Source organism: Anaeromyxobacter sp., assembly GCA_016718565.1.
In the GTDB taxonomy this organism is placed as follows: Bacteria; Myxococcota; Myxococcia; order Myxococcales; family Anaeromyxobacteraceae; genus JADKCZ01.
This window is the reverse complement of sequence record JADKCZ010000002.1, coordinates 569,984-596,069: the sequence shown is the minus strand read 5'-3', so window position 1 is coordinate 596,069 and position 26,086 is coordinate 569,984. Positions and strand designations below refer to the sequence as shown.

The 26,086-nt window shown below is 77.2% G+C and carries 16 protein-coding genes; 13 read left to right on the top strand and 3 right to left on the bottom strand.

Annotated features, from left to right (window positions below; all coding sequences use genetic code 11):
- Positions 1–36 precede the first annotated feature (36 nt).
- Positions 37–1,113: an HDOD domain-containing protein gene (locus IPO09_09460; GenBank protein MBK9517563.1), complete on the top strand. Its 1,077-nt coding sequence runs from the start codon at positions 37–39 to the stop codon at positions 1,111–1,113.
- Between the two features lie 3 nt (positions 1,114–1,116).
- On the top strand, positions 1,117–1,944 hold the full coding sequence (locus IPO09_09455; protein MBK9517562.1) for a formate dehydrogenase accessory protein FdhE: 828 nt from the start codon (positions 1,117–1,119) through the stop codon (positions 1,942–1,944).
- 155 nt (positions 1,945–2,099) lie between these two features.
- On the opposite strand, the gene IPO09_09450 is transcribed toward IPO09_09455, so the two are convergent.
- Positions 2,100–2,825, bottom strand: a complete 726-nt coding sequence (locus tag IPO09_09450) for a hypothetical protein (protein MBK9517561.1) — start codon at positions 2,823–2,825, stop codon at positions 2,100–2,102.
- Complete coding sequence (locus IPO09_09445) at positions 2,826–3,614, bottom strand: DUF1295 domain-containing protein (protein ID MBK9517560.1); 789 nt, start codon at positions 3,612–3,614, stop codon at positions 2,826–2,828.
- A 153-nt stretch (positions 3,615–3,767) separates the two neighbouring features.
- On the opposite strand from IPO09_09445, the gene IPO09_09440 reads away from it, so the two are divergent.
- The 8 genes from IPO09_09440 (at position 3,768) to IPO09_09405 (ending at position 21,847) form a co-directional block, all read left to right on the top strand.
- Positions 3,768–4,247, top strand: coding sequence for a DUF2062 domain-containing protein (locus tag IPO09_09440; protein ID MBK9517559.1), 480 nt, complete (start codon positions 3,768–3,770; stop codon positions 4,245–4,247).
- Between the two features lie 4 nt (positions 4,248–4,251).
- On the top strand, positions 4,252–5,301 hold the full coding sequence (locus IPO09_09435; GenBank protein MBK9517558.1) for a class I SAM-dependent methyltransferase: 1,050 nt from the start codon (positions 4,252–4,254) through the stop codon (positions 5,299–5,301).
- Positions 5,302–5,330: 29 nt separating this feature from the next.
- The gene (locus IPO09_09430; GenBank protein MBK9517557.1) at positions 5,331–5,879 is read left to right on the top strand and encodes a chalcone isomerase family protein; all 549 of its coding nucleotides are present in this window, start codon (positions 5,331–5,333) and stop codon (positions 5,877–5,879) included.
- A gap of 99 nt (positions 5,880–5,978) precedes the next feature.
- The gene (locus tag IPO09_09425) at positions 5,979–7,925 is read left to right on the top strand and encodes a PAS domain S-box protein (GenBank protein ID MBK9517556.1); all 1,947 of its coding nucleotides are present in this window, start codon (positions 5,979–5,981) and stop codon (positions 7,923–7,925) included.
- A gap of 101 nt (positions 7,926–8,026) precedes the next feature.
- Positions 8,027–10,078, top strand: coding sequence for a PAS domain S-box protein (locus IPO09_09420; GenBank protein MBK9517555.1), 2,052 nt, complete (start codon positions 8,027–8,029; stop codon positions 10,076–10,078).
- Positions 10,079–10,247: 169 nt separating this feature from the next.
- Positions 10,248–16,175, top strand: coding sequence for an Ig-like domain-containing protein (locus IPO09_09415; GenBank protein MBK9517554.1), 5,928 nt, complete (start codon positions 10,248–10,250; stop codon positions 16,173–16,175).
- Positions 16,172–18,478: a transglycosylase domain-containing protein gene (locus IPO09_09410; protein MBK9517553.1), complete on the top strand. Its 2,307-nt coding sequence runs from the start codon at positions 16,172–16,174 to the stop codon at positions 18,476–18,478. Before IPO09_09415 ends, IPO09_09410 begins: the two co-directional genes overlap by 4 nt.
- 813 nt (positions 18,479–19,291) lie before the next feature.
- Positions 19,292–21,847, top strand: coding sequence for a chemotaxis protein (locus IPO09_09405; GenBank protein MBK9517552.1), 2,556 nt, complete (start codon positions 19,292–19,294; stop codon positions 21,845–21,847).
- 28 nt (positions 21,848–21,875) lie between these two features.
- Here IPO09_09405 and IPO09_09400 read toward each other — a convergent pair whose 3' ends face one another.
- On the bottom strand, positions 21,876–22,667 hold the full coding sequence (locus IPO09_09400) for a phosphodiester glycosidase family protein (GenBank protein MBK9517551.1): 792 nt from the start codon (positions 22,665–22,667) through the stop codon (positions 21,876–21,878).
- 116 nt (positions 22,668–22,783) lie between these two features.
- Here IPO09_09400 and IPO09_09395 point away from each other — a divergent pair, with 116 nt between their 5' ends.
- From IPO09_09395 to IPO09_09385, 3 genes are read left to right on the top strand one after another with little or no spacing between them, the layout of a single operon-like run.
- Entirely contained in the window at positions 22,784–24,427 is a 1,644-nt protein-coding gene (locus tag IPO09_09395) for an alpha-D-glucose phosphate-specific phosphoglucomutase (GenBank protein MBK9517550.1), read from the top strand.
- A gap of 3 nt (positions 24,428–24,430) precedes the next feature.
- On the top strand, positions 24,431–25,222 hold the full coding sequence (locus tag IPO09_09390; GenBank protein MBK9517549.1) for an aldo/keto reductase: 792 nt from the start codon (positions 24,431–24,433) through the stop codon (positions 25,220–25,222).
- Positions 25,215–26,081, top strand: a complete 867-nt coding sequence (locus IPO09_09385) for an NAD-dependent epimerase/dehydratase family protein (protein ID MBK9517548.1) — start codon at positions 25,215–25,217, stop codon at positions 26,079–26,081. The genes IPO09_09390 and IPO09_09385 overlap by 8 nt, the downstream gene beginning before the upstream one ends.
- The last annotated feature ends 5 nt before the right edge of the window (positions 26,082–26,086 follow it).

The following is a 26,086-nucleotide window of genomic DNA, read 5'->3' as shown; positions in this document are numbered from 1 at the left end:
GACGCGGTGGACGTGCCGCCCTACCCGGCGGTGGCCATGCGCATCGAGCGGCTGGTGGGCGGCGGCGACTTCGGCCTCGACGAGCTGGCCCGGCTGGTGGCCTCCGATCAGGTGCTGGCGGCCGACGTCCTGCGCTGCGCCAACTCGGCCGCCTTCTCGCGCGGCGAGCCGGTGGCGGCGGTGCCGCAGGCGGTGGCCCGCATCGGCGCCGGGGAGCTCTCGCGCATCGCCTTCGCCTCGGCGCTGGGGGCGCGGGCCCTGGCGCGCGGCCCGCTGGCCCTGCTGCGCCGCCGCACCTGGCACGACGCGGTGGCGGCGGCGGTGCTGGCGCGGGAGCTGGCCCGGGCGCGCGGCCTGCCGCTCGACGAGTCCTTCGCCGCCGGGCTGCTGCACGACTTCGGCAAGGTGCTGGCCATCGAGTGCCTGGAGCGCATCGCCGCCGGCGCCCGGCAGCCGCGCCAGATGCCGGCGGCCTTCTGGGAGCTGGTGGTGGAGCACCACCACGTCCGGCTAGGCGCGGTGCTGGCGGCCCACTGGGCGCTGCCGCCGCTGCTCGCCGAGGCCATCACGCTGCACCACCAGGCGGACCTGACGGGCGCCAGCCACCCCGGCCTGGTGGCGGCGGTGGCGCTGTGCGACCGGATGGTGCGGCTGCTCGACGAGCGGAGCGCGGTGGGGCTGGAGGACGTCGGCGCCGTGCAGGCGCTCAGCGAGGCCGACACCGACGCGCTCATCCGCGGCATCGAGGTGGTGCCGGGCTTCGTGGCGGCCTTCGAGCGCGAGCCGGCGCCGCCGGACCGGGCCCTGCTGGCGCCCGCGCCGGCGCCGGTCGGCGCGGCGCCGCGCCGGCCGGTGCGCCTGCGGGTGGGCCAGGAGGACTACGCCGTGACCGGGTTCGCCCGCCACCAGCTGGTGGTGCAGGGGCGGCGCGCCCTGCCCGAGGGGGCGCTGCTGGAGGTGGAGCTGCAGGAGGCCGAGGTGGTGCGCTTCCACGCCCGCGTCCTCCACTGCTGGGAGGAGGGGCCCCGCTTCGGCGCGGTGCTCATGCCCTTCGCCCTGGGCGGGCCGGCGCTGCTGCGCTGGCAGGGGCTGACGGCGATCGCGGAGGGGTAGGGCGTGGACGAGACCCGTCGGCGCTGGCTGGCCGCCCACCCCTTCCTGGTCCCGCTGGCCCACCTCCAGGGGCTGCTGGAGCGCGCCGTCGCGGCCACCCCGGCGCCGGCCCTCGACCTGCCGGCCTTCGGGGCCCACGCGCCGGCCGCGGCCGCCGGCCTGCCGCTGCTGCGCGGGCCGACCCACGGCCCGCTCCTGCGCGCCGCCGGGGCGGAGCTGCTCGGCGACCTGCTCGCCCGCGTCGCGGCGGTGAGGCTGCCCGGCCCCATCGCCGCGGGCGCCTTTGAGCTGCGCGCCGCCCTGGCCACGCCCGGGGCGCGGGCGCTGGCGATCACCTGGCTCGTCGAGGGGGAGCCGGCGGCCCCGCCGCCTCCCCAGCCCGGGCTGCTCCGGTACCTCGGCTGGACCGCCTTCGGCCGCGCCCTGGCGCCGGCCGTGGCGGACTTCGCCGCGGCCCGCGACGAGCGGGCCTGGCGGCGCCCCATCTGTCCGACCTGCGGCGCCCTGCCGGTGATGGCCCACCTGGTGGACCACGAAGCCGGGCACGAGCGGCGCCTGGTCTGCGGCTGCTGCGCCGACCGCTGGAGCTTCGAGCGGCAGCGCTGCCCCTCCTGCGGCAACCAGGCTGCCGACCGGCTGGGGCTCCTCGAGTTCGAGGGGCCGGCGGCGCTGCGGCTCGACACCTGCGAGGCGTGCCGGGGCTACCTGAAGGTCTACACGGGCCGCGGGGAGGAGGCGCTCTTCCTGGCCGACTGGCCCACCCTGGTGCTCGACGCCATGGCCGCCGAGCGCGGCTACCTGCGGCGCGGGGCCTCGCTGTTCGAGCTGTAGCGGGGCCTCGGCCGCGAGGGAGCGCCCCGGCTCCCCAGGCAGGGGACCAGGGGTCGGGCCAGGGCAGCCCGAGCGCTCGCCGACTGACCGCCGGGCCTGGCGCGCCGGCGGGCCCGGTGGCGGCCACCGTGGCCCGGCGCTCGTCGGGCCTGGCCTCAGCGGCCGGCCGGCGCCCAGGGGCCGCGCAGCGCCACCGCGGTGAACCAGGCCAGCCAGAGGGGCCCGGAGATGGCCAGCAGCTTCGCGAAGGGGTCGCTCCAGAACTGCAGCGCCACCGGCAGGCTGGCCAGGCCGGCCAGCACCCCCAGGGCGCGCAGCCAGCGCGGCCAGCCGAGGCCCTCGCCGGCCCCGAGGTTGATGGCGAGCAGGCCCAGCCCGAGCACCAGGTTGAAGTGGGCGTCGAGGTGCAGGGTCACGGCCAGCAGCGCCAGCCCGACCGCCTGGCCCGCCTCGCCGGGGGGCAGGAAGCGGACCGCCACCGCGGGGCCGAAGCAGCCGGCGGCGTTGAGCAGCGCGCCGAAGGCGGCCAGCAGGGCGCCGGCGACCACCCAGCCCGGGGCGCGCGCCCGCGGCGCCGCGGCCAGCGCCAGCAGCACCAGGAAGGCGGCCAGCGCCACCAGCCCCACCACGAAGCTCCAGGAGGAGAGGATGGTGAGGAGCGGCTGGGCCTGGGAGCCGGCCAGCCAGGCGGCCACGTCGCCGGGGCGATAGGGGGAGGGGACGTCCCACAGGAAGGCCACGCCGAGCACGTTGCCGGCCACCGCGGTGAGACCGAGCGCCCTGGCGGCGCCGGCCAGGCCGGGCCAGGCGGTGGGCAGGAGGGCGCCCGCCGGGCCAGGCGCGGGGGCGGACAGGGGAGCTGCGGCAGCGCGGATGGTCACTCAGGCCTCCTGCTTCGGGAACCAGGGGAAGAAGGCGCTGGTGCGCCTCACGTACTCACGGTAGCCGGGCCGGCGCTGGCCGATGTCCTGCTCGAGCAGCGCCACGCCGGAGACCCGCACCAGGAGGAAGGTCATCAGGGCGGGCGCGGCCAGCGTCCAGGGGGCGCCGGCGGCCAGGCCCAGCAGGCCGAGGCCCCACCAGGCGCAGGCGTCGCCGAAGTAGTTGGGGTGGCGCGTGTAGCGCCACAGCCCGGTGTCGAGCACCCGGCCGCGGCTCCCGGGATCGCGCCGGAAGCGGCTGAGCTGCCAGTCGCCCACCGCCTCGAAGCCGAGGCCGATGGCCCACAGCGCCGCGCCGGCCGCGTCGAGCAGGCCGAGCGACGACGAGGGGGTGGCCACTGCCAGCTGGACCGGCAGCGAGATGGCCCAGGCCAGCAGCGCCTGCAGCAAGAAGACGGTGAAGAGGCTGACCCACCAGAAGCGCTGGCCGTGGCCGCGGCGCATGGCGGCGTAGCGCGGGTCCTCCCCGTGGCCGGCGTTGCGCGCCAGCAGGTGGATCGACAGCCGGAGCCCCCAGACCGCGACCAGCACCAGCGCCAGGGTGCGACGCGGGCCCGCGCCGCCGCCGCCGTCGGCCAGGGCCACGGTGACCCCCGACAGGACGAACGCCGAGCCCCAGAAGGGGTCCACGATGGAGGCGTTCCGGAGCTTCAGCGAGACGAGCCAAAGCAGCGAGAAGGCGGCTGAAAGCACGAGCAACGAGGTGAGGTGGGGAGCCCAGGACGCCATGCACGGATGTAGTGCCGCGCGGGTGACCGCGCCATCTTTGTCCATGTCACGTTCAGGTCTTGTCCAGTTCAGTCGGACCCGTTAAGTACTCGGGTGAAGCGGTGCTCCCAGCCTCCTTCGAGGTGAGGGGTCGAGGTCTAAGAAGAGGTTCACGTGCTCCGTCGCTGGTTCACCGTCCGCGTCCTCGAGCCGCTCAAGGCCCAGCTCACCCAGGGGGTCTCACCGGTTCGGCTGGCCGTGGCCCTGGCGCTCGGCCTCACCCTCGGCACCTTCCCGGTGCTGGGCACCACCACCGCCCTCTGTGCGCTGGCGGCCCTGGGACTGCGGCTCAACCAGCCCGCCATCCAGGTCGCCAACTACCTGGCCTACCCGCTGCAGCTGGCCGCCTACCTGCCGCTCTTCGCGGCCGGCGCCGCCCTCTTCGGCGCCCCGCCGGTCACCTTCACGCTGGCCGGGATCCAGGCCGAGCTGGCGGCCGACCTTCCCGCCACGGTGGCCCGCTACGCCGGCGCCAACCTGCGGGCCGTGGTCGCCTGGGCGCTGGCCGCGCCAGCCGCCTTCGGCCTGGCCTTCCTGGCGCTGCGCCCCATCCTGGCCCGCCTGCCGCTGCCGGCGCCTTCCCCCGAGAGGTGACCTCGTGAACGTCCTCGCCGCCGCCGAGCGCGGCCTGCTGCCCGACCTGGTGATCCGCGCCGGCATCCGCCGGCTCCTGCGACAGCGGCTCCGCGAGGAGGGGCGCGGCGACGAGGTGGCGCGCCACCTCCGCCTGATGGCCTGGGTGGAGACCTGCCGCCGCTCGGACATCGCCATCGAGACCGCCGCGGCCAACGCGCAGCACTACGAGGTGCCGCCGCCCTTCTTCGAGCAGGTGCTGGGCCCGCGGCTCAAGTACAGCTGCGGGCTCTGGGGCGACGGCGCCGAGGACCTGGCCACCAGCGACGAGGCCATGCTGCGGCTCACGGTGGAGCGGGCCGGGGTGCAGGACGGCATGCGCCTGCTGGATCTCGGCTGCGGCTGGGGCTCGCTCAGCCTCTACCTGGCCGAGCGCTTCCCGGCGGCGCGCATCACGGCGGTCTCCAACAGCCGGGACCAGCGCGCCTTCATCGAGGCCAGGGCCAGGGCCCGCGGGCTCGGCAACGTCAGCGTGATCACCGCCGACGCCCGCACCTTCGACACCGACCTGCGCTTCGACCGCGTCCTCTCGGTGGAGATGTTCGAGCACCTGCGCAACTACCAGGCCATGCTGGCCAAGGTGGCGTCCTGGCTGGTGCCCGGCGGCCGGCTCTTCGTGCACATCTTCACCCACCACCGCTACGCCTACCCGTACGAGGTGCGGGACGAGAGCGACTGGATGGCGGCCACCTTCTTCACCGGCGGCCAGATGCCCTCCGACGACCTGCTCCTCTACTTCCAGCGCGACCTCGCGGTGGTGGACCACTGGCGCGTCTCGGGCGACCACTACCGGCGCACCGCCGAGGCCTGGCTGGCCAACCTCGACACCCGCCGGGACCAGGTCCTCCCCATCCTGGCCGGGGCCTACGGGGCGGGCGCGGCGGCGCGGCGGCTGGCCATGTGGCGCATCTTCTTCATGTCCTGCGCGGAGCTGTGGGGGTTCCGCGGCGGCCAGGAGTGGCTGGTGAGCCACTACCTCTTCGAGAAGCCGGCGGCCCCGGGGCGGCCGTGCTGAGCCGCGCCGTCCGCGGGTGGGCCGCGGCGCTGGCCGTGGCCGTGGTGCTGGCGGCCCCCCCCGCCCGCGCCGGGGCCTCCACCCTCCGGGTGGACGAGGTGGCCTTCGACCGGGAGGTCGAGGTGGGGGGCCAGCGGCTCGGCCTGGCGGGCGCCGGGCTCTTCCGCTGGAAGTGGTTCGTCAAGGTCTACGCGGCGGCCCACTACCTGCCGGCGGGGCTGGCGCAGCCGGGGCCCGAGAGCGACGCGCCCCGCCGCCTCGAGTTCTCCTACCTGGTGGCCATCGAGCGCGACGGGTTCGGTCGGGCCGCGGACGAGCTGCTGGCGCGCCACCTCGCTCCGGCGGCGCTGGCGCCGCTGCGGAGCCGGCTGGAGCGGCTGCACGCGGCCTACGTGGACGTGGTCCCGGGCGATCGCTACGCCCTCACCTACGTGCCGGGGCGCGGCACCGAGCTGACCCACAACGGCAGGTCGCTCGCCCTGGTGGAGGGGGCGGACTTCGCCCGGGCCTACTTCGGGATCTGGCTGGGTCCGGCCCCCATCGACGACGGCCTGCGCCAGCGGCTGCTGGGACGCTGAGCGCCCGGCCCCGGGCGGGCGGGCGTCACCGGTCACCACGCGTACGCCGGGTGGTGGTACCGTGGCTCCCGCCGCGCCGCCCCGGGGAGGGGGGGCCGCATGATCCGCGACGCCGAGTGGCTCTTCCAGACCCTCTACGAGCACAGCCCCGAGGGCGTGCTGCTGTCGCGCATCGACGGCACCATCCTCCGGGCCAACCGGACCGCCTGCCAGCTGCTCGGCCGGACCGAGGCCGACCTCCGGGCGGCCGGGCGGGCCGACCTCGCCGAGCCCACGCCGGAGCTGGCGGCCCAGGTGGAGCAGCGCGCCCGCACCGGCTCGGCCGCCGGCCGGGCCTTGCTCCGGCGCGCCGACGGGACCTCGCTGCCGGTGGACTTCACCTCGGTGATCGTCCCCACCGCCGAGGCCCAGGTGCCGCTGGCCATCCTGATCTTCCGCGACGCCACCGCCGCCGAGGCCACGGCGCGCCTGCTCCAGGAGGCCGACCAGTCGGCCCGGGCGCTCCGGCTGCTCACCGCCTGCAACGAGGCGCTGGTGCGCGCCCCCGACGAGGCGGGGCTGCTGCAGGAGGTCTGCCGGGCCGCCGTGGAGGAGGGTGGGTTCCGGCTGGCCTGGGTCGGGCAGGTCGACGAGGAGGACGGGAGGCGGGTGCTGCCGGTGGCACGCCACGGGGTCGACGAGGGCTACGTGGACGCCCTGGTGCTCTCCACCGACGCCGCCGATCCGCGGGGGCGCGGTCCCACCGGGGTGGCGGCGCGGGAGCGGCGGGTGGTGGTGGACCAGGACCACGCCGCAGACCCCGACTTCACGCCCTGGCTGGACGAGGCCCGGCGGCGCGGCTATGCCGGCTCGGCCGCCGTGCCCATCGTGCACGAGGGGACCTGCCTGGGGGTGCTGTGCGTCTACGCCGGGGAGACCGGCGCCTTTCCGCCGCCGGTGGTGACCCTGCTCACCCGGCTGGCCGGTGACCTGGGGCGCGGGCTCACCGCCCTGCGGACGCGGGCGCTGCTCGAGGCGGTGCTCGACCACGCCCCGGTGGCCATCACGGTGCGGCGGCTCGATGGCCGGATCACCCTCCTCAACCGCAGGGCCGCCCGGATCCAGGGCGCGCCGGCCCCGGCCCTGCTGGGGCGCAACCTGGCCGACCTGGTCGACGCCGAGGGGCGCGCCCACATGCTGGAGGGCCAGGCCCGGGTGCTGGCCACCGGCGAGCCGACCACCTACCTCCTGCGGGGCCACACCGCCGCCGGACACTACGCCCTCGACGTGTCGCTGTTCCCGCTGCGCGAGGCCAACGGCCGCATCAGCTCGCTGGGCGCCGTGGGCGTGGACGTCCTGGAGCGCGAGCGGGTGGAGGAGCGGCTGCGCCTGTCGCGCGAGGTGCTGCGCGAGCTCTTCTCCCGCCTGGACCGGGCGCGCGAGGAGGAGAAGGCGCGCTTCGCCCGCGACCTGCACGACGAGATGGGGCAGCTCCTCACCGCCCTCAAGGTGGACCTGCTGGCCATGGAGCGCCGGCTGGAGACCATGCCCGGGATCGAGGCCGGCGAGCTGCTGGACCGGGTGGTGGGCGCCTCGGAGCTGGCCGGGCAGGCGGTGCAGGCGGTGCAGCGCATCGCGGCCGAGCTCAGGCCGGCCGCCCTCGACCGGCTGGGGCTGGACGCGGCCTTGCGGCAGGAGGCCCGCGCCTTCCAGGGGCGCACCGGCGTGACCTGCGAGGTGGAGGGCGCGGCCGGGCCCGCGGATCTCACGCCCGACCAGGCCACCGCCCTCTACCGGATCGCCCAGGAGGCGCTCACCAACGTGGCCAGGCACGCCGGCGCCACCCGGGTGCTGGTCACGATCGAGGCCGGGGAGGACGAGGTGACGGTGGTGGTGGAGGACGACGGCCGCGGGCTGGGCGCGGCCGCCGAGGGGCTCGGCCTGACCGGCATGCGCGAGCGGGCCGAGCGGCTGGGCGGCTCCCTCGCGGTTGGCCCCGGCGCGGGCCCCGGCACCAGGGTGCGGGTGCGCCTGCCGCGCCGGCTGGCCGGGCCGGCGCCGGCCTGACGACGGGCGACGACCTCGCCGGGGAAGGGTGATCACCCGACACGCGATTCCGGCGGAGGCCCGCTGTCGCGGCGCCAGCGCTGGGGGGAACATGCGGCCGCGTGAGAGACGCCCGCCCGCCGCCGCCGCCCCGTGGCCTCCAGGTCCTGCTGGTGCAGGCGCCCGGCGCGCTGCGCGACCGCCTGGCCGCCCTGCTCGCCGAGGTGGACGGGGTGGGGCAGGTCGACCTGGCCGCCTCGGTGGACGCGGCAGCCGATGCGCTGCTGGCGGGTGGTCACGGCGCGGTGGTGATCGACCTCTCAGGCGGGGGCCCCTGGCTGGCCACCCTGGGGCTGGTCGGGGCGCTGGCGCCCCAGGCGCTGGTGGTGGCGGTGGCCACCGAGGTGGAGCAGGAGCTCACCAGCCGGGCGCTGGCCCGGGGGGCGGTGGCGCTCTACCCGATCCCCTCCGGCTTGCCGGCCCTGGCGGCGCGGCTGGGCGAGGCCGCCGGGCGGCTCCGGGCCGAAGTGGCCGAGGCCGACGCCTGGAGCGAGCAGCGGGGCAGGGTGCCCGAGGTGGCCTGCGGCCGCGCCGAATGGTGCGGGGCCCTGGAGCGGCTGGGGGTGGGGCTCCTGTCCCTGGATCGCCACGGCGGGGTGGAGCAGGCCAGCGCCGCGGCGGCTCGGATGGTGGGGCGCCCGGCGGCGTGGCTGGTGGGGCTGCCCCTGGCCGCCCTGGCCGCCGCCGAGGACCAGCCCGAGGTGGCCAGGCTGGTCGCCGCCCTGGCGACTGGTGAGGCGGCGAGCGCGGAGGTGGCGCTGCGGCGGCCCGCCGGCGCCACCGCCTGGGTGCACCTGCGCGCCGTCGGCGCGCCAGCGCCCGGGGCCTCGGGGCGCTGGTTCACGGCGGTGGCGCTGGCCGCGTCGAGGGCGCCGCAGGTCCTGGCGCAGCGCGAGGAGGCCTTCGGCCAGCTGGCCGCCTCGCTGCGGCTCCGGACCGCGGCCCTCGAGGCGGCCGGCGAGGCGGTGGTGCTGGCGCGCGTCGACGGCGTCATCGAGTGGGTCAACCCGGCCTTCACGGCCCTGACCGGCTACCGGGCCGACCAGGCGGTGGGCCGGACCCCGGCCTTCCTGCAGTCGGGCGAGACGCCCGTCGAGCGCTACCGCGAGCTCTGGGCGACCATCACCAGCGGGCGGACCTGGCGCGGCGAGCTGGTCAACCGGCGCGCCGACGGCTCCCGCTACGTCGAGGCGCTCACCATCGCGCCGGTGGCCGGCCCGGACGGCGCGGCGGCGCACTTCGTGGCCGTCAAGCGCGACCTGACCACCGAGCGGCGCCTGCGGGACGAGCTGGACCGGGCGCAGCGGGTCGAGGCGCTGGGGCAGCTGGCCGGCTCGCTGGCCCACGATCTCAACAACGTGCTGGTGCCCATCCTGGCCGGGCTGGGTCCGCTGGCCGAGGCGCCGCTCGGGGCCGAGGCGCGCGAGGCGCTGGCCGAGGTCGAGGACGGCGCCAGGCGGGCGCAGGCGCTGGTCCGGCAGGTGCTGGACTTCGCCCGCGGCGAGGCCCCGACGCGGGAGCTGGTCGACACGGCCGGCCTCCTCGGGCGGGCGGTCCAGGCGGTGCGGGCGGCCCTCGGTCCGGGCGCCCTGCTGGAGGCCGCCTGGCCGGACCAGCTGTGGGCGGTGCGGGGCGACCCGGTGGCGCTCGAGCAGGTGCTCCTCAACCTCGGGGTGAACGCCCGGGATGCCGCCTGGCCCGGCCTGCCCGCGCAGGTGAGGCTGACCGCCCGGGACCTCCACCTGGACAGGTCGGAGGCGGCGCTGCTCGGCCTGGCGGCCGGCGCCTACGTGGAGCTTGCGGTGGCCGACGCCGGCACCGGCATCGCGCCGAACCTCCTCTGCAAGGTCTTCGAGCCGTTCTTCACCACCAAGCCGGTGGGGCGGGGCACCGGGCTGGGGCTGGCCACGGTGCGGCGAATCGTGCGGGCCCACGCCGGGGCCGTGACCGTGGAGAGCGACCTGGGGCGCGGCAGCACCTTCCGCGTGCTCCTGCCCGCCGCAGGATCCCTGGCTGCGGCCGAGATCGCGCCGTCGCCGCGCGCTGCAGACAGGGCCGCGCCGGGAAAGGGCGTCCTGCCTGCGGTGGCGGTCCTCTCCATGACCGGGGGGTAGGGGCGCGCCCCGACCGGGCCCCAGCCCGGCGTTGCCCTGCGTCCGGGCGTGTGTCCAGATCGGCCGCCAGCCGCGGCGCGGCAGACACACCGTCCGCAACCAGCCCGCCCACGGGCCCGCTCCGCCGCTGGCCCCGTCCTTGAAGGGGTGGGGATCACGGAGGAGCCCCATGCACCCTGTCGCCCCCCTCGCCCGCCCGGCGCGCCCGCGCGCCACCTCGGCCGGCGCTCCCGGTCGTCGCGCCCTGCTGGCCGCCACCGCCCTGCTGGCCCTGGCCGCCTGCGGCCGCGGCTGCGCCCCGAGGTCCGGCCAGGGAGGAGGCGCGGTGGCGCTCTCGCCCCTGCCGGAGCCGCCGCTCCTGTCGGTGGCGCAGGAGGCGCTGCCAGGTGACGGCGGCGCGCTGGCGGTGGTGGTGGCCCGCCCGCAGGGCCGGGTGGCGGGCGACGTCCGCCCCGCCGTGACCTTCTCCCGCCCGGTGGTGGCGCTCGGCACCGTGGAGGCCACCGCGGCGCCGCCTGGCTTCACCCTGGCGCCAGCCGTGCCCGGCGAGTGGCGCTGGCTCGGCTCGGCCACGGCCGAGTTCCAGCCGACGGCGCGCTTGCCGCCCGCCACCGCGTTCACCGTGACCGTGCCGGCGGGCGTGCGGTCCCTCGACGGCGCGGTGCTGGCGGAGCCCACCACCTTCTCCTTCGAGACCCAGCGCCCGGCCCTGCAGGAGGTCTCGCCCGCTCCCGGGTTCCGCTGGGCCACCGCCGACCAGGTGGTGGCGCTGCTCTTCGACCAGCCCGTGGCCGACCTGGCGGGCCACGCGCGGCTGCTGGTGGGCGGCCGCCCCTGGCCCTTCGGGGTGACGGCCGTGCCGGTGGCCGCGGCGCGAGCGGCCGAGGAGGCGCGGCGCGGCCGGCAGCGGCCCGGCCTGGCGGGCGCCGACGACGCCACCCGCCAGGTCCGCTACGACCTTCGGCCCACCCGCCCCCTGCCGCTCGACGCGGAGGTGGTGCTCGTGGTGGACGGCGCGCTGGCCGGGCAGGCCGGGCCCCTCACCATGGAGGCCGAGCACCGGAGCGCCTTCCGGACCTTCGGGGCGCTGGCCTTCGGCGGGCTGGCGGCCTGCCCGTGGGAGGAGGCCGGCTGCCACTGGGGCCCGCTCACCTTCACCACCAGCAACGAGGTGGACCTGGCCTCGCTGAAGGGGCGGGTGACGGTGCAGCCGCCGGTCGAGCTCCAGTGGGACGAGGCGGCCGCCTCGGCGCAGCGGGTCACGCTGCCGGGGCGCTTCCGGCCGGGCCGGCGGTACCAGGTGACGGTGGCGGCGGGCGTGAAGGACGTCTTCGGCCAGGCCCTGGCCGCCCCGTTCACCGCGGAGGTTGCCTTCCGCGACCTGGCGCCCGGCTTCGAGCTGCCGTCCGACCTGGTGCTGCTCGAGGCCTCCGGCGACGGCGGCCTGCCGGCCAGCGCGGTGAACCTGTCGGCGCTGCAGGTGAGGACGCTGCCCCTCACCCCCGGCGCCCTGGCGCGCGCCCTGGCCGCCGATCGGGCCGGCGGGCTCGACTTCTCCGCGGCGCCGCTGCGCTCGCTGGACGTGAGGACCGAGCGCAACGCCACCCGCTCCTTCCCGGTGCCGGTGCGGCAGCACCTGGCCGGCAGCGGCGCCACGCTCTTCGCGGTGGAGGTGGTGGCGCCGGAGGTGGTGGTGAAGGAGGCCTGGGAGGGCTGGCGCCGGCGCAGCGTGGTCCTGGGCCAGCTCACCGATCTCGCGGTCCACGCCAAGCTGGGCGCCACCTCGGGCCTGGCCTGGGTGACCCGCCTCTCCGACGGCGCGGCGGTGGCGGGCGCGCGGCTGGCGCTGTACGACCGGACCGGCGCCGAGCGCTGGAGCGGGGCCACCGACGCCGACGGGCTGGGGCGCCTCCCCGGGCTGGCCGAGCTCCTGCCGCCGGCGCGGGACCAGTACGACGGCGTGCCCTTCGCGCTGCTGGCGGCCCGCCTGGGCGACGACACCGGGGTGACCCTCTCCAGCTGGTCGGGTGGGTTCTCGCCCTGGGCCTTCGACCTGCCGGCCGGCTGGGACGGCAAGACCCCGCGCGAGCTCGGCGGGGTCTGGGCCGAGCGCGGCCTCTACCGCCCCGGCGAGACCGCCCACCTGAAGGGGCTGGTGCGCGCCCTCCGGCTGGGACGGCAGGCCGCGCCCGCCGCCGGCACGCCGGTGACCCTGAAGGTGGTGGCCGCGCGCGGGCAGGTGCTGCTGGAGAAGCAGGTGCCGCTCACCGCCTTCGGCACCTTCTCGGCCGAGGTGCCGCTGCCGGCCGACGCCCCGCTGGGCGGGGCCCAGGTGAGCGCCACGGTGCCGGTGGAGGGCGGGGTGCTCGGGTACCAGGCCTCGTTCCGGGTGGAGGCCTACCGGGCGCCGCAGTTCAAGGTGGACGTGGCGGCGCCGTCGCCCTCGCTCACCGCCGGGGATCCCCTGCGGGCCGAGGTGGTGGCTCGCTACCTGTTCGGCGGCGCCTTGCCCGGCGCGCCGGTCCGCTGGACGGTGGGGCGCGAGACCACCGACTTCGAGCCGCCGGGCCACGCCGGCTTCGCCTTCGGCCTGCTGAGCTGGTGGTGGGACGACGGCGAGCCGCAGCGCTCCTCCGACGTGGCCGGGGCGGGCGAGGGGCTGACCGGGCCGGGCGGGGCGCTGGCCATCGACGCCGGCCGGGTCGAGGCGCTGGCCAACCGGACCTGGACCTACACCCTGGAGGCCGAGGTGGAGGACGTCAGCCGGCAGCGGGTGGCGGCCCGCACCGCGGTGACCGTCCACCCGGCGGCCCTCTACGCCGGCGCGCGGCGCCCCGGGCGCGGCTTCGCCGAGGCGGGACGGGCCGACGGGGTGGAGGTGGTGGCGGTGGCGCCGGACGGGACGCGCCAGGCGGGCGCCAGGCTGGAGGTGCAGGTGAAGCGGCGCGAGTGGCGCTTCGTGAAGAAGAAGCTGGCCGGCGGCGAGTGGTCCAGCGTCAACGAGCTGGTCGAGGAGCCGCTGGCGGCCTGCGCCCTCACCAGCGCGGCCGAGCCGGTGACCTGCGCCTTCACCCCGGGCAAGCCGGGGCAGCACGTGGCGGAGGTGGCGGTGACCGACCAGGCCGGGCGGCGGCAGGTGACGCGGCTGCCCTTCTACGCCACCGGCAGCGGCTGGGTCTCCTGGCAGCGCGAGGACACCGACCGGCTGGAGCTGGTGGCCGACCGCGACCGCTACCAGCCTGGCGACACGGCGCGGCTGCTGGTGAAGAGCCCCTGGCCCGAGGCCGAGGCGCTGCTCACGGTGGAGCGCGAGGGGGTGCGCTCGGCCCGCCGCCTCAGGCTGACCGGCGCCGCCACCACCCTGGAGGTGCCGCTCGGCGAGGAGGACCTCCCCAACGTCTTCGTCTCGGTGGTGCTGGCGCGCGGGCGGGTGGCCGCGCCCGACCCCGCGGCCGAGGAGGCCGATCCCGGCCGCCCGGCCGTCAAGGTGGGGTACGTGCAGCTGCAGGTGGAGAAGCGCTCCAGGCGGCTCGCGGTGGCGCTCACGCCGGACGCGGCGGTGAAGCGCCCCCGCCAGCGGGTGCAGGTGGCGGTGGAGGTGAAGGACTGGCGCGGGCAGGGCGTGCCGGCCGAGGTGACCGTCTGGGCGGTGGACGAGGCGGTCCTGCGCCTCACCGGGTACCAGCCGCCGGACCCGGTGGAGCTGCTCCACCCGCCGCGGCCGCTCTCGGTGCGGGTGGGCGAGCCGCTGCTGCACCTGGTGGAGCGGCGCCGCTACGGCGAGAAGGGGCTCAGCAGCGGTGGCGGCGGCGGCGGGGACGGGGTGGGCAGCGGCTTCCGCTCCGAGTTCAAGACCACGGTGCTCTTCGCCCCGGAGGTGGTGACCGGGGCCGACGGCCGGGCCAGCGTGGCCTTCGACCTGCCGGACAACCTGACCACCTACCGGCTCATGGCGGTGGCGGTGACCCGCGGCGACCTGGCCGGCGGGGCCACCGCCTCGGTGCGGGTCGAGCAGCCGCTGCTGGCGCTGCCGGCGCTGCCGAGGCTGGCGCGGGTGGGCGATCGGTTCGAGGCGGGCGTGGTGGTGCACGCCCCGGGCGTGGCGGTGAAGGAGGTGGAGGTCCGGGCCGAGGCCGAGGGGCTCACGCTCACCGGCCCGGCCGCGCAGCGGGTGGCGCTGGTGGCCGGCCGCGCCGAGGTGCGCTTCGGCTTCCGGGCCGAGCGCCCCGGGCAGGCGGTGCTGCGGTTCCGGGTGGAGGGCGGCGGGGAGCGGGACGGCCTGGAGCAGCGGCTGCCGGTGCTGCTCCCGGTGGCGCTGGAGGCGGTGGCGGTGGCGGGCGAGACGCGCGACCTCCGGCGCGAGGGGCTGCTGCCGCCCGGCGGGATCCGCGCCGACGTGGGCGGGCTCACCGTGACGCTGGCCTCCACGGCCCTGGGCGGCTTCGCCGAGAACCTGCGGCAGCTGGTGGAGTACCCGCACGGCTGCCTGGAGCAGCTGGCGTCGCGGCTGGTGCCGTTCGTGGCGGTCCGCGAGGTGGCGGGGCGCTTCAAGCTGCCGCTGGCGCCCGGCGCGCCGCCGGCCTGGCTCGACGAGGGGGCCGGCGACCGGCTCGGCAGCCGGGATCCGGACGAGATCGTGAAGCGGACGGTGCGGGCCATCGAGGCGCTGCAGGGGCCCGACGGCGGCTACCGGTACTGGAGCAGCTCGACCTGCTCCTCGGAGTACGCCTCCTCGTACGCGGTGCTGGCGCTGGGCCGCGCCGCCGAGGTGGGCTACCCGGTGGACCCGGCGTCGCTGGCGCGCGGGCAGCGCTACCTGGCCGAGACGGTGGCGGCCGGCCGCTGCACCCGCTGCGGCTTCGGCTGCACCCCGCCGGGCGACGCCGTGCGGGTGGCGGCGCTGCACGCCCTGGCGCGCACCCGGGCGCCGCGCGCCAGCGGCTACGCCGAGCTGTACGCCCGGCGCGCCGCGCTCCCGCTCTTCGCCAGGGCGCAGCTGGCCGACGCCATGTTCGTCGGCGGCGGCGACCGCCCCCAGGCGCGCGCGCTGCTGCAGGAGCTCCTGAACCTGGCCAAGGAGGCGCCGACCGAGGTCCACCTCGAGGAGCAGGACCCGCGTTCCTACGCCTCGCTCTGGTCCTCCGACGTGCGCTCCTCGGCGCTGCTGCTGCATACCCTGGTCGACGTCTCGCCGGAGCACCCCTGGGTCGGCAAGCTGGCCGCCTACCTGGCGCGGGCGCGCGGGCCGGACGGCCGCTTCGCCACCACCCAGGAGGCGGCCCACGCCCTCATGGCGCTCACCGAGGTGGTGCGCGTCAAGGAGCGCGAGGTGCCGGCCTTCACCGGGCGGGTCACCCTGGGAGGCAAGGAGGTGGCGTCGGCGCCGTTCCAGGGGCGGACCACCGAGGTGACGGCGGTGACGGTGCCGGCCGCGGCGCTGCCGGCGGCGGGTGGCGCCGGCGCGGCGGCCCTGCCGCTCGACTTCCGGCGCGACGGCACGGCCGGGGTCCTGTACTACGGGGCGCTGCTGCGCTACGCCCCGCAGGTCATGCCGGTGGCGCCGCTGGAGCGCGGCCTCTTCGTGCAGCGCTGGTTCGAGCCCTACGGGGGCGGCGGGCAGGTGCGGGCGGCCCGCGCCGGCGACCTGGTGCGGGTGCGGGTGCGGGTGGCCTCGTCGCAGGAGCGCCGCTTCCTGGCGGTCACCGTGCCGCTGCCGGCCGGGCTGGAGATCGTGGACACCACGCTGGCCTCGACCGCGCTGCTGCGGCGCAGCGCCAGGGAGGAGGGGCCCGGCGAGGGGTACGACGGCTCGGCGGACGGCGCCGCCGGCGCCGCGCTGGGCGAGGAGAGGGCCGGGGAGGGGGCCTGGGCCACCACCTTCTGGTCGCCCTTCGACCACGAGGAGCGGCGCGACGACCAGCTGGTGCTGTTCGCCGACCGGCTGCCGCCCGGGGTGCACCTCACCAGCTTCGTGGCGCGGGCCACCACGCCCGGCGAGTGGACGCTGGCGCCGGCCCAGGCCGAGCAGATGTACGCCCCGGAGGTCTTCGGGCGGTCGGACGGCGGCACCTTCACCGTGGTGGTGGAGGGGAGGTGACCGCCGCCCGCCTGGCCCTCGCCCTCCTCGGCGCGGCGCTGCTCTCGGCCTCGGCCTTCGTGCTGGCCCCGCTGCCGGCCGGGCTGCTGGAGCGGAGGCCGGTGGCGGCGGTGCGCTTCACCGATCGCGAGGGCGGCCTGCTGCGCGAGGTGGCCTCCCGCGCCGACGGGCGAGCCGTGCCGCTCCCGCCGGACGAGCCGGTGCCGCCGCTGGTGCAGGCCGCCTTCGTGGCCTCGGAGGACGCCCGCTTCGGCCGCCACCCGGGCGTCGATCCCCTGGCCCTGGCCCGCGCGGCCTGGCAGGACCTGCGCGCCCGCCGTGTCGTCTCCGGGGGCTCGACCCTGGCCATGCAGCTGGCCCGGGCGCTGGTGCCGCGGCCGCGCACCCTCCTGGGCAAGGTCCAGGAGGCGCTCTGGGCGCTGCGGCTGCAGGCCCACCTCGACGACCAGGCCGTGCTGCGCGCCTACCTCGACCGCGTGCCGCTGGGGCCGGACCTCTTCGGGGTGGAGTCGGCCGCGGGGCGCTACTTCGCCCGCCCGGCCCGCACGCTCTCGGCCGGGCAGGCGGCGCTGCTGGCGGCGCTGGCCAGGGCCCCTTCGCGGCTCGACCCGTGGCGCCGGCCGGAGGCGCTGGCGGCGCCGCGGCGGGCCGTGCTGGCCCGCATGGCGCGGCTGGGCCACCTCACGGCCGAGGAGGCGCGGCTGGCCGGGGCGGCCCCGCTCGACCTCACGCCGCCGACCCGCGCCTTCGCCGCGCCCCACCTGGTGGAGGCGCTGGTCGGGTCGCTCGGAGCCCTCGGCCTGGAGCGGGCCACCCGGGTGGAGACCACCCTCGACCCGTCGCTGCAGGCCGACGTCGAGGCCATCCTGGCCGGCGAGCTCCAGGCCGACGAGCGGCTGCCCAACGCCGCCGCGCTGGTGGTGGACAACCAGAGCGGCGAGGTGCTGGCCTACGCCGGGTCGGCGGCCTTCCACGACGGGGCGGCCGGCGGCCAGAACGACGGGGTGCGGGCGCGCCGCCAGCCCGGCTCGGCGCTCAAGCCCTTCGCCTACGGGCTGGGGCTGGCGCGAGGCTTCACCCCGGCCACGCTGCTGCCCGACGTCGAGGTGGCCTTCGGCACGCCGGTGGGCGCCTGGATGCCTCGCAACTACGACCGGCGCGAGCACGGGCCGGTGCGGCTGCGGGCCGCGCTGCAGAACAGCTACAACGTGCCGGCGGTCCACCTGGTGGAGGCGCTGGGGGTGGATCAGCTGCTCCAGACCCTGCGCGCCGCCGGCTTCACCTCGCTGGAGGGCGACGCCGCCCGCTACGGCGCGGGGCTGGTGCTGGGCAACGGAGACGTCACGCTGCGCGAGCTGGCCCGCGGCTACCGGGGGCTGGCCCGCGGCGGCCTGCTCGAGCCGCTGCGCGAGGTGCGGGCCGCCTGGGACGCCGCCGGCCGCCCGCTGGCGCCCGCCGCCGAGCTGGCGCCGCGCCGCTTCCTCCCGGCGCCGGCCGTGGCGCTGCTCACCGACGTGCTCTCCGACGAGGCGGCCCGGGCCCCGGCCTTCGGCCTCGACAACGCGCTGCGGCTCCCCTTCCGCGTGGCGGCCAAGACCGGCACCTCGCGCGCCTCGGTGGACAACTGGACGGTGGGCTACACCGCCGAGCGGACGGTGGCGGTCTGGGTGGGCAGCTTCGACGGCCGCCCCATGCGCCAGGTCTCCGGCATCGCCGGGGCCGGCCCCATCTTCGCCCGGGTGCTGGCGCGGGCCATGCGGGGCCTGCCCGCGGCGCCGCTGGTGGACCGGCGGGCCTTCCAGCCGGCCCGCGTCTGCCCGCTCTCCGGCCGGCTGGCCGGACCCGCCTGCCCGGGAGGGCTCGAGGAGGTCTTCCTGCCCGGCAGCGCGCCCACGGCGCCCTGCGACATGCACCTCCTGGCCGGCGGGCGCGGCCGGGAGCGGCCGGTGCTCGATCTGGGGCCGCGCTACCGGGCCTGGGCGAAGGCGGAGGGGCTCCAGACCGAGGAGGTGGTGGACGCCGGCCCGGAGCGGCTCGCCATCCTGCTGCCGGCCGACGGCGACGAGTACCTGGTCGAGGCCGGCCTGCCGGACGGGGCGCAGGCCATCCCGGTGCGCCTGCTGGTGCCGCGGGGCACCGCGCGCGTCACGCTGCGCGCCGGCGCCGAGGTGCTGGAGCTGGCGCCGCCCTTCACCGGCCGGCTCCAGGCGAGGCCCGGGGCGCAGCGGCTGGAGGTCTGGCTGCCGGGTGGCCTGGCCCCGGCGGCGGTGAGCCGCTTCACGGTGCGGGGCGGCGGGGCCTGAGGGGCCCGGTCCTCCTGGCCCCGCCTCCTCACCCTGGCCCCCTCACCCCATCCCTCTCCCCCAGCAAGCTGGGGGAGAGGGGGCTCCGACCGCCTGCTCCCTCTCGCTTCACGGGTGAGGGGCTCCGACCGCCTGCTCCCTCTCGCTTCACGGGTGAGAGGGCTCCGACCGCCTGCTCCCTCTCGCTTCACGGGTGAGAGGGCTCCGACCGCCTGCTCCCTCTCGCTTCACGGGTGAGAGGGCTCCGACCGCCTGCTCCCTCTCGCTTCACGGGTGAGAGGGCTCCGACCGCCTGCTCCCTCTCGCTTCAAGGGTGAGAGGGCTCCCCGCCCGCCCCCTCTCGCTTCACGGGTGAGAGGGCTCCGACCGCCTGCTCCCTCTCGCTTCACGGGTGAGAGGCTCCGACCGCCTGCTCCCTCTCGCTTCACGGGTGAGAGGGCTCCGACCGCCTGCTCCCTCACGCTTCACGGGTGAGAGGGCTCCGACCGCCTGCTCCCTCACGCTTCACGGGTGAGAGGGCTCCGACCGCCTGCTCCCTCTCGCTTCACGGGTGAGAGGGCTCCGATCGTCTGCTCCCTCTCCCCTCCGGGGAGAGGGCCGGGGTGAGGGGTTCCAGCGCTCACCTGGTCAGCTCCCTCTCCCCTCCGGGGAGGTCCCCCCGCCCGGGTTCCGGCCGCCCTGGGTCCAGGGCGCACCTCGCCTCCGCCTCGACCACCCCCTGGAAAGGCCCGAACCAGGGGTGTTCCCCGCCCCGCGGGCATGGCGCGCTTCCTGCGACGGCAGCCTGGCTGGACCCGCGGCCCGAGGACACCGATGCGCGCCTTCCTGGAACGGCTCCCCCTCACCAGCGCGCTGCGCGCCCTGGCCGCGCTGGCCGTCGGCGGCCTGGTGCTGGTCTTCCTCCTCACCTGGCTGCCGCTGCGCGCCACCCAGGTGAACGGCCCGATCTACCAGCAGATCCTCGAGCGCAAGGAGCTCCTGGCCGACGCCGCCCCGCCGCGCCTCTTCATCGTGCAGGGCTGGCTGGTGACCCTGCGCCTCTCGCAGGAGTACGACGCCGCCAAGCGGACCGCGCTGCTGGTCGAGCTCGAGCACGAGCGGAAGCACTTCGAGGACGCCTCGGCCGACTGGTCCAAGGTCGAGCTGGCGCCGGCCGAGCGGTCGGCGCTGGAGGCGGTGTTGCGCCCGGCCGCCGAGGTGTTCACCGGGGCCGCGGCCCTCGCCAAGGCGGTGGAGGACGGCGACGCCTTCCAGGCGCTCGAGGCCATGGACAATGCCAAGCTGGCCTTCGCCGCGCACCAGGCGGCCGTGGACGGCCTGGAGCAGGTGCTGCACGCCAGCGCCGCCGCGCTCGAGCGGCAGGCCGACCGGCGGGTGGGCGCCGGCATGGTCCTGCTGGCGCTGGGCGTGCTCCTGCTGGGCGGCGCGGTGGGGCTGGCCGCCCTCACCATCTCCCGCACCGTGGGCCGCGCCATCCAGCGGCTGCGCACCACCCTGGGCGCGGTGGCCGACGGCGTGCGCCACGGCCGCCTGGACGTGCGCGGCGACCTGGAGGGCAACCACCCCGACTTCCGCCCCCTGGTGAGCGGCCTCAACGACACGATGGACGCCTTCGAGCTGCCGCTGCGGGCCACGGTGGCCTACGTGACCCGCATCGGCCAGGGCGACATCCCGCCCCGCAACGAGGTGCCGGCCCAGGGCGACTTCGACCTGCTGCGCACCAGCCTGAACCAGTGCATCGACGCGGTGGAGGCCCTGCTGGCCGACACCACCCGCCTGGCCGAGGCCGGCCAGGCCGGCCGCCTCTCCGAGCGGGCCGACCCCTCGCGCCACCAGGGCGACTTCCGCCGCGTGGTGGAGGGGGTCAACGGCACCCTCGACGCGGTCATCGGGCCGCTCACCGTGGCGGCCGGCTGCGTGGAGCAGCTCTCGCGCGGGCAGGTGCCGCAGAGGATCACCGCCGAGTACGCCGGCGACTTCGACACCCTGAAGCGCAACCTCAACCAGTGCATCGAGGCGGTGAACGCGCTGGTGGCCGACGCCGACACCCTGGCCCAGGCCGGGGTGGAGGGCCGGCTCACCACCCGCGCCGACGCGACGCGCCACCAGGGAGACTTCCGCCGGGTGGTCGAGGGGGTGAACCGGACGCTGGACGCCGTCATCGGGCCGCTCACCGTGGCGGCCCGCTACGTCGAGGACCTCTCGCGCGGCGCCATCCCGCCCCTCATCACCGACGCCTACCAGGGCGACTTCGCCCGCCTGCGCGACAGCCTCAACGGCTGCATCGGCGCGGTGAAGGGCATGGCGGACGACGTGCAGCTGCTCTCCGAGGCGGCGGTGGCCGGGCAGCTGCAGGTGCGGGCCGACGTGACCCGCCACCGCGGCGAGTTCGCCCGCATCGTGGACGGCGTCAACGCCACGCTGGACGCCGTGGTGGCCCCCATCGACGAGGCCGCCACCACCCTGGAGGCGCTGGCGCGCCGCGACCTCAGGGCCCGCGTCAAGGGCGCCTACACGGGGGATCACGCCCGCATCAAGCAGGCCGTCAACGGCACGGCCGAGGCGCTCCACCGCGCCCTGGTGCAGGTGGCCGAGGCGGTGGACCAGGTGTCCGGGGCCTCCGGCCAGATCGCCGCCTCCTCGCAGGCCGTGGCCACCGGCGCCTCCCAGCAGGCGGCGGCGCTCGAGGAGACCACCAGCAGCATCGCGGCGGTGGCGGGCATCACCCGCCAGGCCACCGGCAGCGCCGGGCTGGCCAACGGGCTGGCCCAGGCCGCCCGCACCTCCGCCGAGGAGGGGGCGCGCGCCGTGGAGCAGATGGAGGGCGCCATGCACAAGATCCGCGCCAGCGCCGAGGGCACCTCGCAGATCATCCGGGACATCAACGAGATCGCCTTCCAGACCAACCTGCTGGCGCTCAACGCCGCGGTGGAGGCGGCCCGGGCCGGCGACGCGGGCCGCGGCTTCGCGGTGGTGGCCGAGGAGGTCCGCAGCCTGGCGCTCCGCTCCAAGGAGGCCGCCATGAAGACCGAGGGGCTGATCCGCGAGTCGGTGCGCCAGGCCGGCGAGGGCGAGGCCACCTCGCGCCAGGTGGCCGGCAAGCTCGGCGAGATCGTCACCGGCGTCGCCAAGGTCTCGACCCTGGTGTCGGAGATCGCCGCCGCGGCCAGGGAGCAGACGGGCGGCATCGACCAGGTGAGCCGGGCCGTCACCGAGATGGACAAGGTCACCCAGCAGAACGCCGCCTCGGCGGAGGAGTCGTCGTCGGCCGCCGCCGAGCTGTCGGCCCAGGCCGAGGAGCTGGCGGCGCTGGTGGGGGACTTCCAGCTGGACCGGGAGGCCGGTCAGCCGGGCCGACGCGGCGCCTGAGCGCGGCCGCCCGGCGCGCCGCCCTCCCTCAGCGCCGGATCACCGCCAGCACGTTGGGCACCGGCAGGTGGCCCACCGCCGCCTCCAGCCCGTGCTCCGAGGCGCCCACCCGCGTCAGCTCGGTGCCGCCGCCGCGCACGTAGAGCTGCGCCTCCGGCCCGCCCTCCACGTACATGGCCTGCCGGAGGTCGATGGGGGCCGCCAGCAGCGCCGCCACCAGCAGGTGCACCGGCCAGGGGGAGCGGGCGTGGATGAAGAGCAGCCGCCCGGCCCCGTCCACCCCCACCGCGGCGGTGGAGAAGCGGCGCGCCGAGGGGGCCCAGACCCCCTTGCGCTCGCAGGAGACCATGCGGATGGACTGGACCAGCCCGGCGTAGGTCCGGGCGGCCTCCTCGAGGGGCTCGCAGTCGAGGTCCACCAGCTTGACCGGCGCGACCCCGGGGGCCAGGGGATCGAAGGCCAGCACGGCCCGGTCCTTGCCGACGCGGGTGTGGTTGACGTGGCCGCGCGAGCGCATCAGCCCGGTGGCGGTGCGCCAGTCGGCCTGGTAGAGGCTGGCGTTGATGGCCGCCGATGCGCCGGCCCGGAAGGCCCAGTCGCGCACCGTGCGCGGGCGCTCCTCCCCCGGGGCCGAGGCGTTGAGCAGGGTGAGCCGGAAGCGGGCCGGGTCGATGCGCACCACCGCGATGAGGCCGTCGCCGGAGTCGGTGGGCGGCCCCGGCAGCAGGGCCAGCTCGAGGCCGGGCTCGAGCGCCGCGAACGGGGAGGGGAGGGCGGCCTGGGTCGCGGCGAGGCCCGCCGGCGCCTGGGTGGCGGCCAGGGTGGCCGGCCCGACGGGCGCGGCCAGGGCGGCGGCGATGGCGAGGGCCGGGAGCACCCGCCGATGGTACCCCGGGAGGACGGCCGCGCGCTGCGGCTTGGCTGTAGGATGCCCGGATGGCCCACCCCCTCGCCGGAAAGCCGGCCCCCGCGGACGTCCTGGTCGATCTCGCCGAGCTGCTCCGCCGCTACGAGTCGGAGACCCCCGACCCCGCCAACCCCGCCGAGCGGGTCTCCTTCGGCACCTCCGGGCACCGCGGCTCCTCGCTCAGGCGCTCCTTCAACGAGGGCCACATTCTGGCGGTGGCGCAGGCCACCGCCGAGTACCGCGCCCAGCAGGGCATCGACGGCCCCCTCTTCCTGGGCGCCGACACCCACGCCCTCTCGGCGCCGGCCGAGCGCACCACCCTGGAGGTGCTGGCCGCCAACGGGGTGGAGGTGGTGGTCTCGGAGGGCGGGGCGCCGGTGCCCACCCCGGTCATCTCGCACGCCATCCTCACCTACAACCTGGGGCGCCAGAGCGGCCTGGCCGACGGCATCGTCATCACCCCCAGCCACAACCCGCCGGAGGACGGCGGCATCAAGTACAACCCGCCCAACGGCGGCCCGGCCGACACCGACGTGACCGGCTGGATCGAGCGGCGCGCCAACGAGCTGCTGGCCGGCCGGAACGCCGGGGTGAAGCGCCTGCCCTGGGCGCGGGCGCTGAAGGCGCCCACCACCCACGCGCGCGACTACGTGCGCCCCTACGTGAAGGACCTGGCCAGCGTGCTCGACCTGGGGGCGCTGCGCCAGGCCGGGCTCCGGCTGGGCGCCGATCCGCTGGGCGGGGCCAACGCCCACTACTGGCCGGTCATCGCCGACCTGCTGGGGCTCGACATCACCGTCACCAACCCGGTGGTGGACCCGCGCTTCGCCTTCATGCCGCTCGACCACGACGGCCGCATCCGCATGGACTGCTCCTCGCCCTACGCCATGGCGAACCTGGTGCAGCTCAAGGACCAGTTCGACCTGGCCTTCGGCAACGACGCCGACTCGGATCGGCACGGCATCGTCACCCCGTCGATGGGCCTCCTGAACCCCAACCACTTCCTGGCGGTGGCCATCGAGTACCTCTTCACCCACCGACCGGGCTGGCCCAAGAACGCCGGCGTCGGCAAGACCCTGGTCTCCTCGGCGCTCATCGACCGGGTGGCGGCCCGGCTGGGCCGGCGCCTGGTGGAGGTGCCGGTGGGCTTCAAGTGGTTCGTGGACGGGCTGCTCGGCGGCACCCTCGGCTTCGGCGGCGAGGAGAGCGCCGGCGCCTCCTTCCTGCGCGGCGACGGCACCGCCTGGACCACCGACAAGGACGGCATCATCATGGACCTGCTGGCGGCCGAGATCACCGCGGTCATGGGCGAGGACCCGGGCCGCCGCTACCAGGCGCTGGTGGCCGCCCTGGGGGCGCCGGTCTACGCCCGGGTGGACGCCGCCGCCACGCCGGCGCAGAAGGCCATCCTGAAGCGGCTCTCGCCCGAGGCGGTCACCGCCACCACCCTGGCCGGCGAGCCCATCACCGCCACGCTGACGCGCGCCCCCGGCAACGGCGCCGACCTGGGCGGCCTCAAGGTGACCGCCGCCAACGGCTGGTTCGCGGCCCGCCCCTCCGGCACCGAGGACGTCTACAAGATCTACGCCGAGTCCTTCCGGGACGAGGCCCACCTGGCCCGCATCCAGGAGGAGGCCCGGGCCATGGTCTCGGCCGCCTTCCTGAAGGGCTGAGCCATGGGCGCCCCCGAGGACTTCACCCACCGCGACGTCCCGGCCCTGGGCCAGCGCGGCCTGTTCCGGCTCGGGCTGGCCCCCAGCTTCGGCATCGACGAGGCCGGCATCGAGGAGGGGCTGGAGCGGATCCAGTACGTCTTCTGGAACGTGCGGGCCACCCGCATGACGCCGCCGCTCAAGCGGGCGCTGGCACGCGACCGGGCCCGCTACGTGGTGGCCGGCGGGCCCACCGTGGCCCTCTTCCCCTGGCAGCTCGGCCGGTACGTCGACCGGGCCCGCCTGGTGCTCGGCACCGACTACCTCGACGTGCTGCAGCTCTACTGGCTGGGGAAGATGTCCCGCTGGAGCGAGGGCATGGTGGAGGCGCTGGTCCGGCTGCGCGAGTCGGGCGCGGTGCGGGCCCTGGCGGTCAGCATCCACGACCGACCGCGGGCCGGGCGGCTGGCCGAGGACTCGCCGCTCGACGCGCTCATGCTCCGCTACAACGCGGCCCACCCCGGCGCCGAGCGCGACGTCTTCCCGCACCTGGCGCGCCGCCGCCCGGCCGTCATCGCCTACACCGCCACCTCCTGGCGCAAGCTCCTCAGGGCCCCGGCCGGCTGGACCGGCCCGGTCATGACGGCCGGCGACTGCTACCGCTTCTGCCTCTCCTCGCCGCACGTGGACGTGGTGCTGACCGGCCCGAAGGACACGGCGCAGCTCCGCCAGAACCTGGCCGCGCTGGACCAGGGGCCGCTCTCCCTGGAGGAGCAGCGCTGGATGCGGGAGCTCGGGAGCCGGGTGCATGGCTAGCGCCGCGCCCCACCCCAGGCACGTCCTGGTGGCCGGCTGCGGCTGGCTCGGCACGGCGGTGGCCCGGGCCCTGGTGGCCCGCGGAGATCGCGTCACCGGCCTGCGCCGCGATCCGGCCCGCGCCGCGGCCCTGGCGCCCCTCGGCATCGAGCCGCTGGCGCTCGACCTCTCCGCCGCCGGCGCAGCCGGCCGCCTGCCCCGGGTGGACGCCGTGGTGGCCTGCCAGTCCTCCTCGGCCGACACCCCGGAGGCCTACCGCTCGGCCTACCTCACCTCCACCCGCGCGCTCCTGGAGGCGGCCGGCGCGCGCGGCGGCGGCGCCTTCGTCTACACCGGCTCCACCGGCGTCTTCGGCCAGCGCGACGGCTCCGACGTGGACGAGGCCACCCCGCCCGCGCCGGCCAGCCCCACCGCCGAGGTGCTGGTGGAGGCCGAGCGGCTGGTGCTGGGCGCGCCCGCGGCCCTGGGCGTGCCGGCGCGGCTGGTGCGCCTCTCCGGCCTCTACGGGCCGGGGCGCTCCGGCACCATCGAGCGGGTGCGGCGCGGGGCGCTGGCGCTCGGCCCTGGGGACGGGGCCTTCATGAACTTCTGCCACCAGGCGGACGCGGTGGCCTTCGTGCTGGCGGCGCTGGACGGCGGGGCGCCCGGCGCCACCTACCACGGCAGCGACGCCGCCCCCCCGACCCGGCGCGAGGTGGTCACCTGGCTGGCCGGGCGGCTCGGCATCCCGCCGCCGAGCGGGGCCGCCGCCCCTCCCGGCCCCGACCGGCGCATCCTGTCCGCGCGCACCCGCGCCGCGCTGGGGATCACCCTGCGGTACCCCACCTTCCGCGACGGGTTCGATTCGTTGCTGCCGTGAGGCCG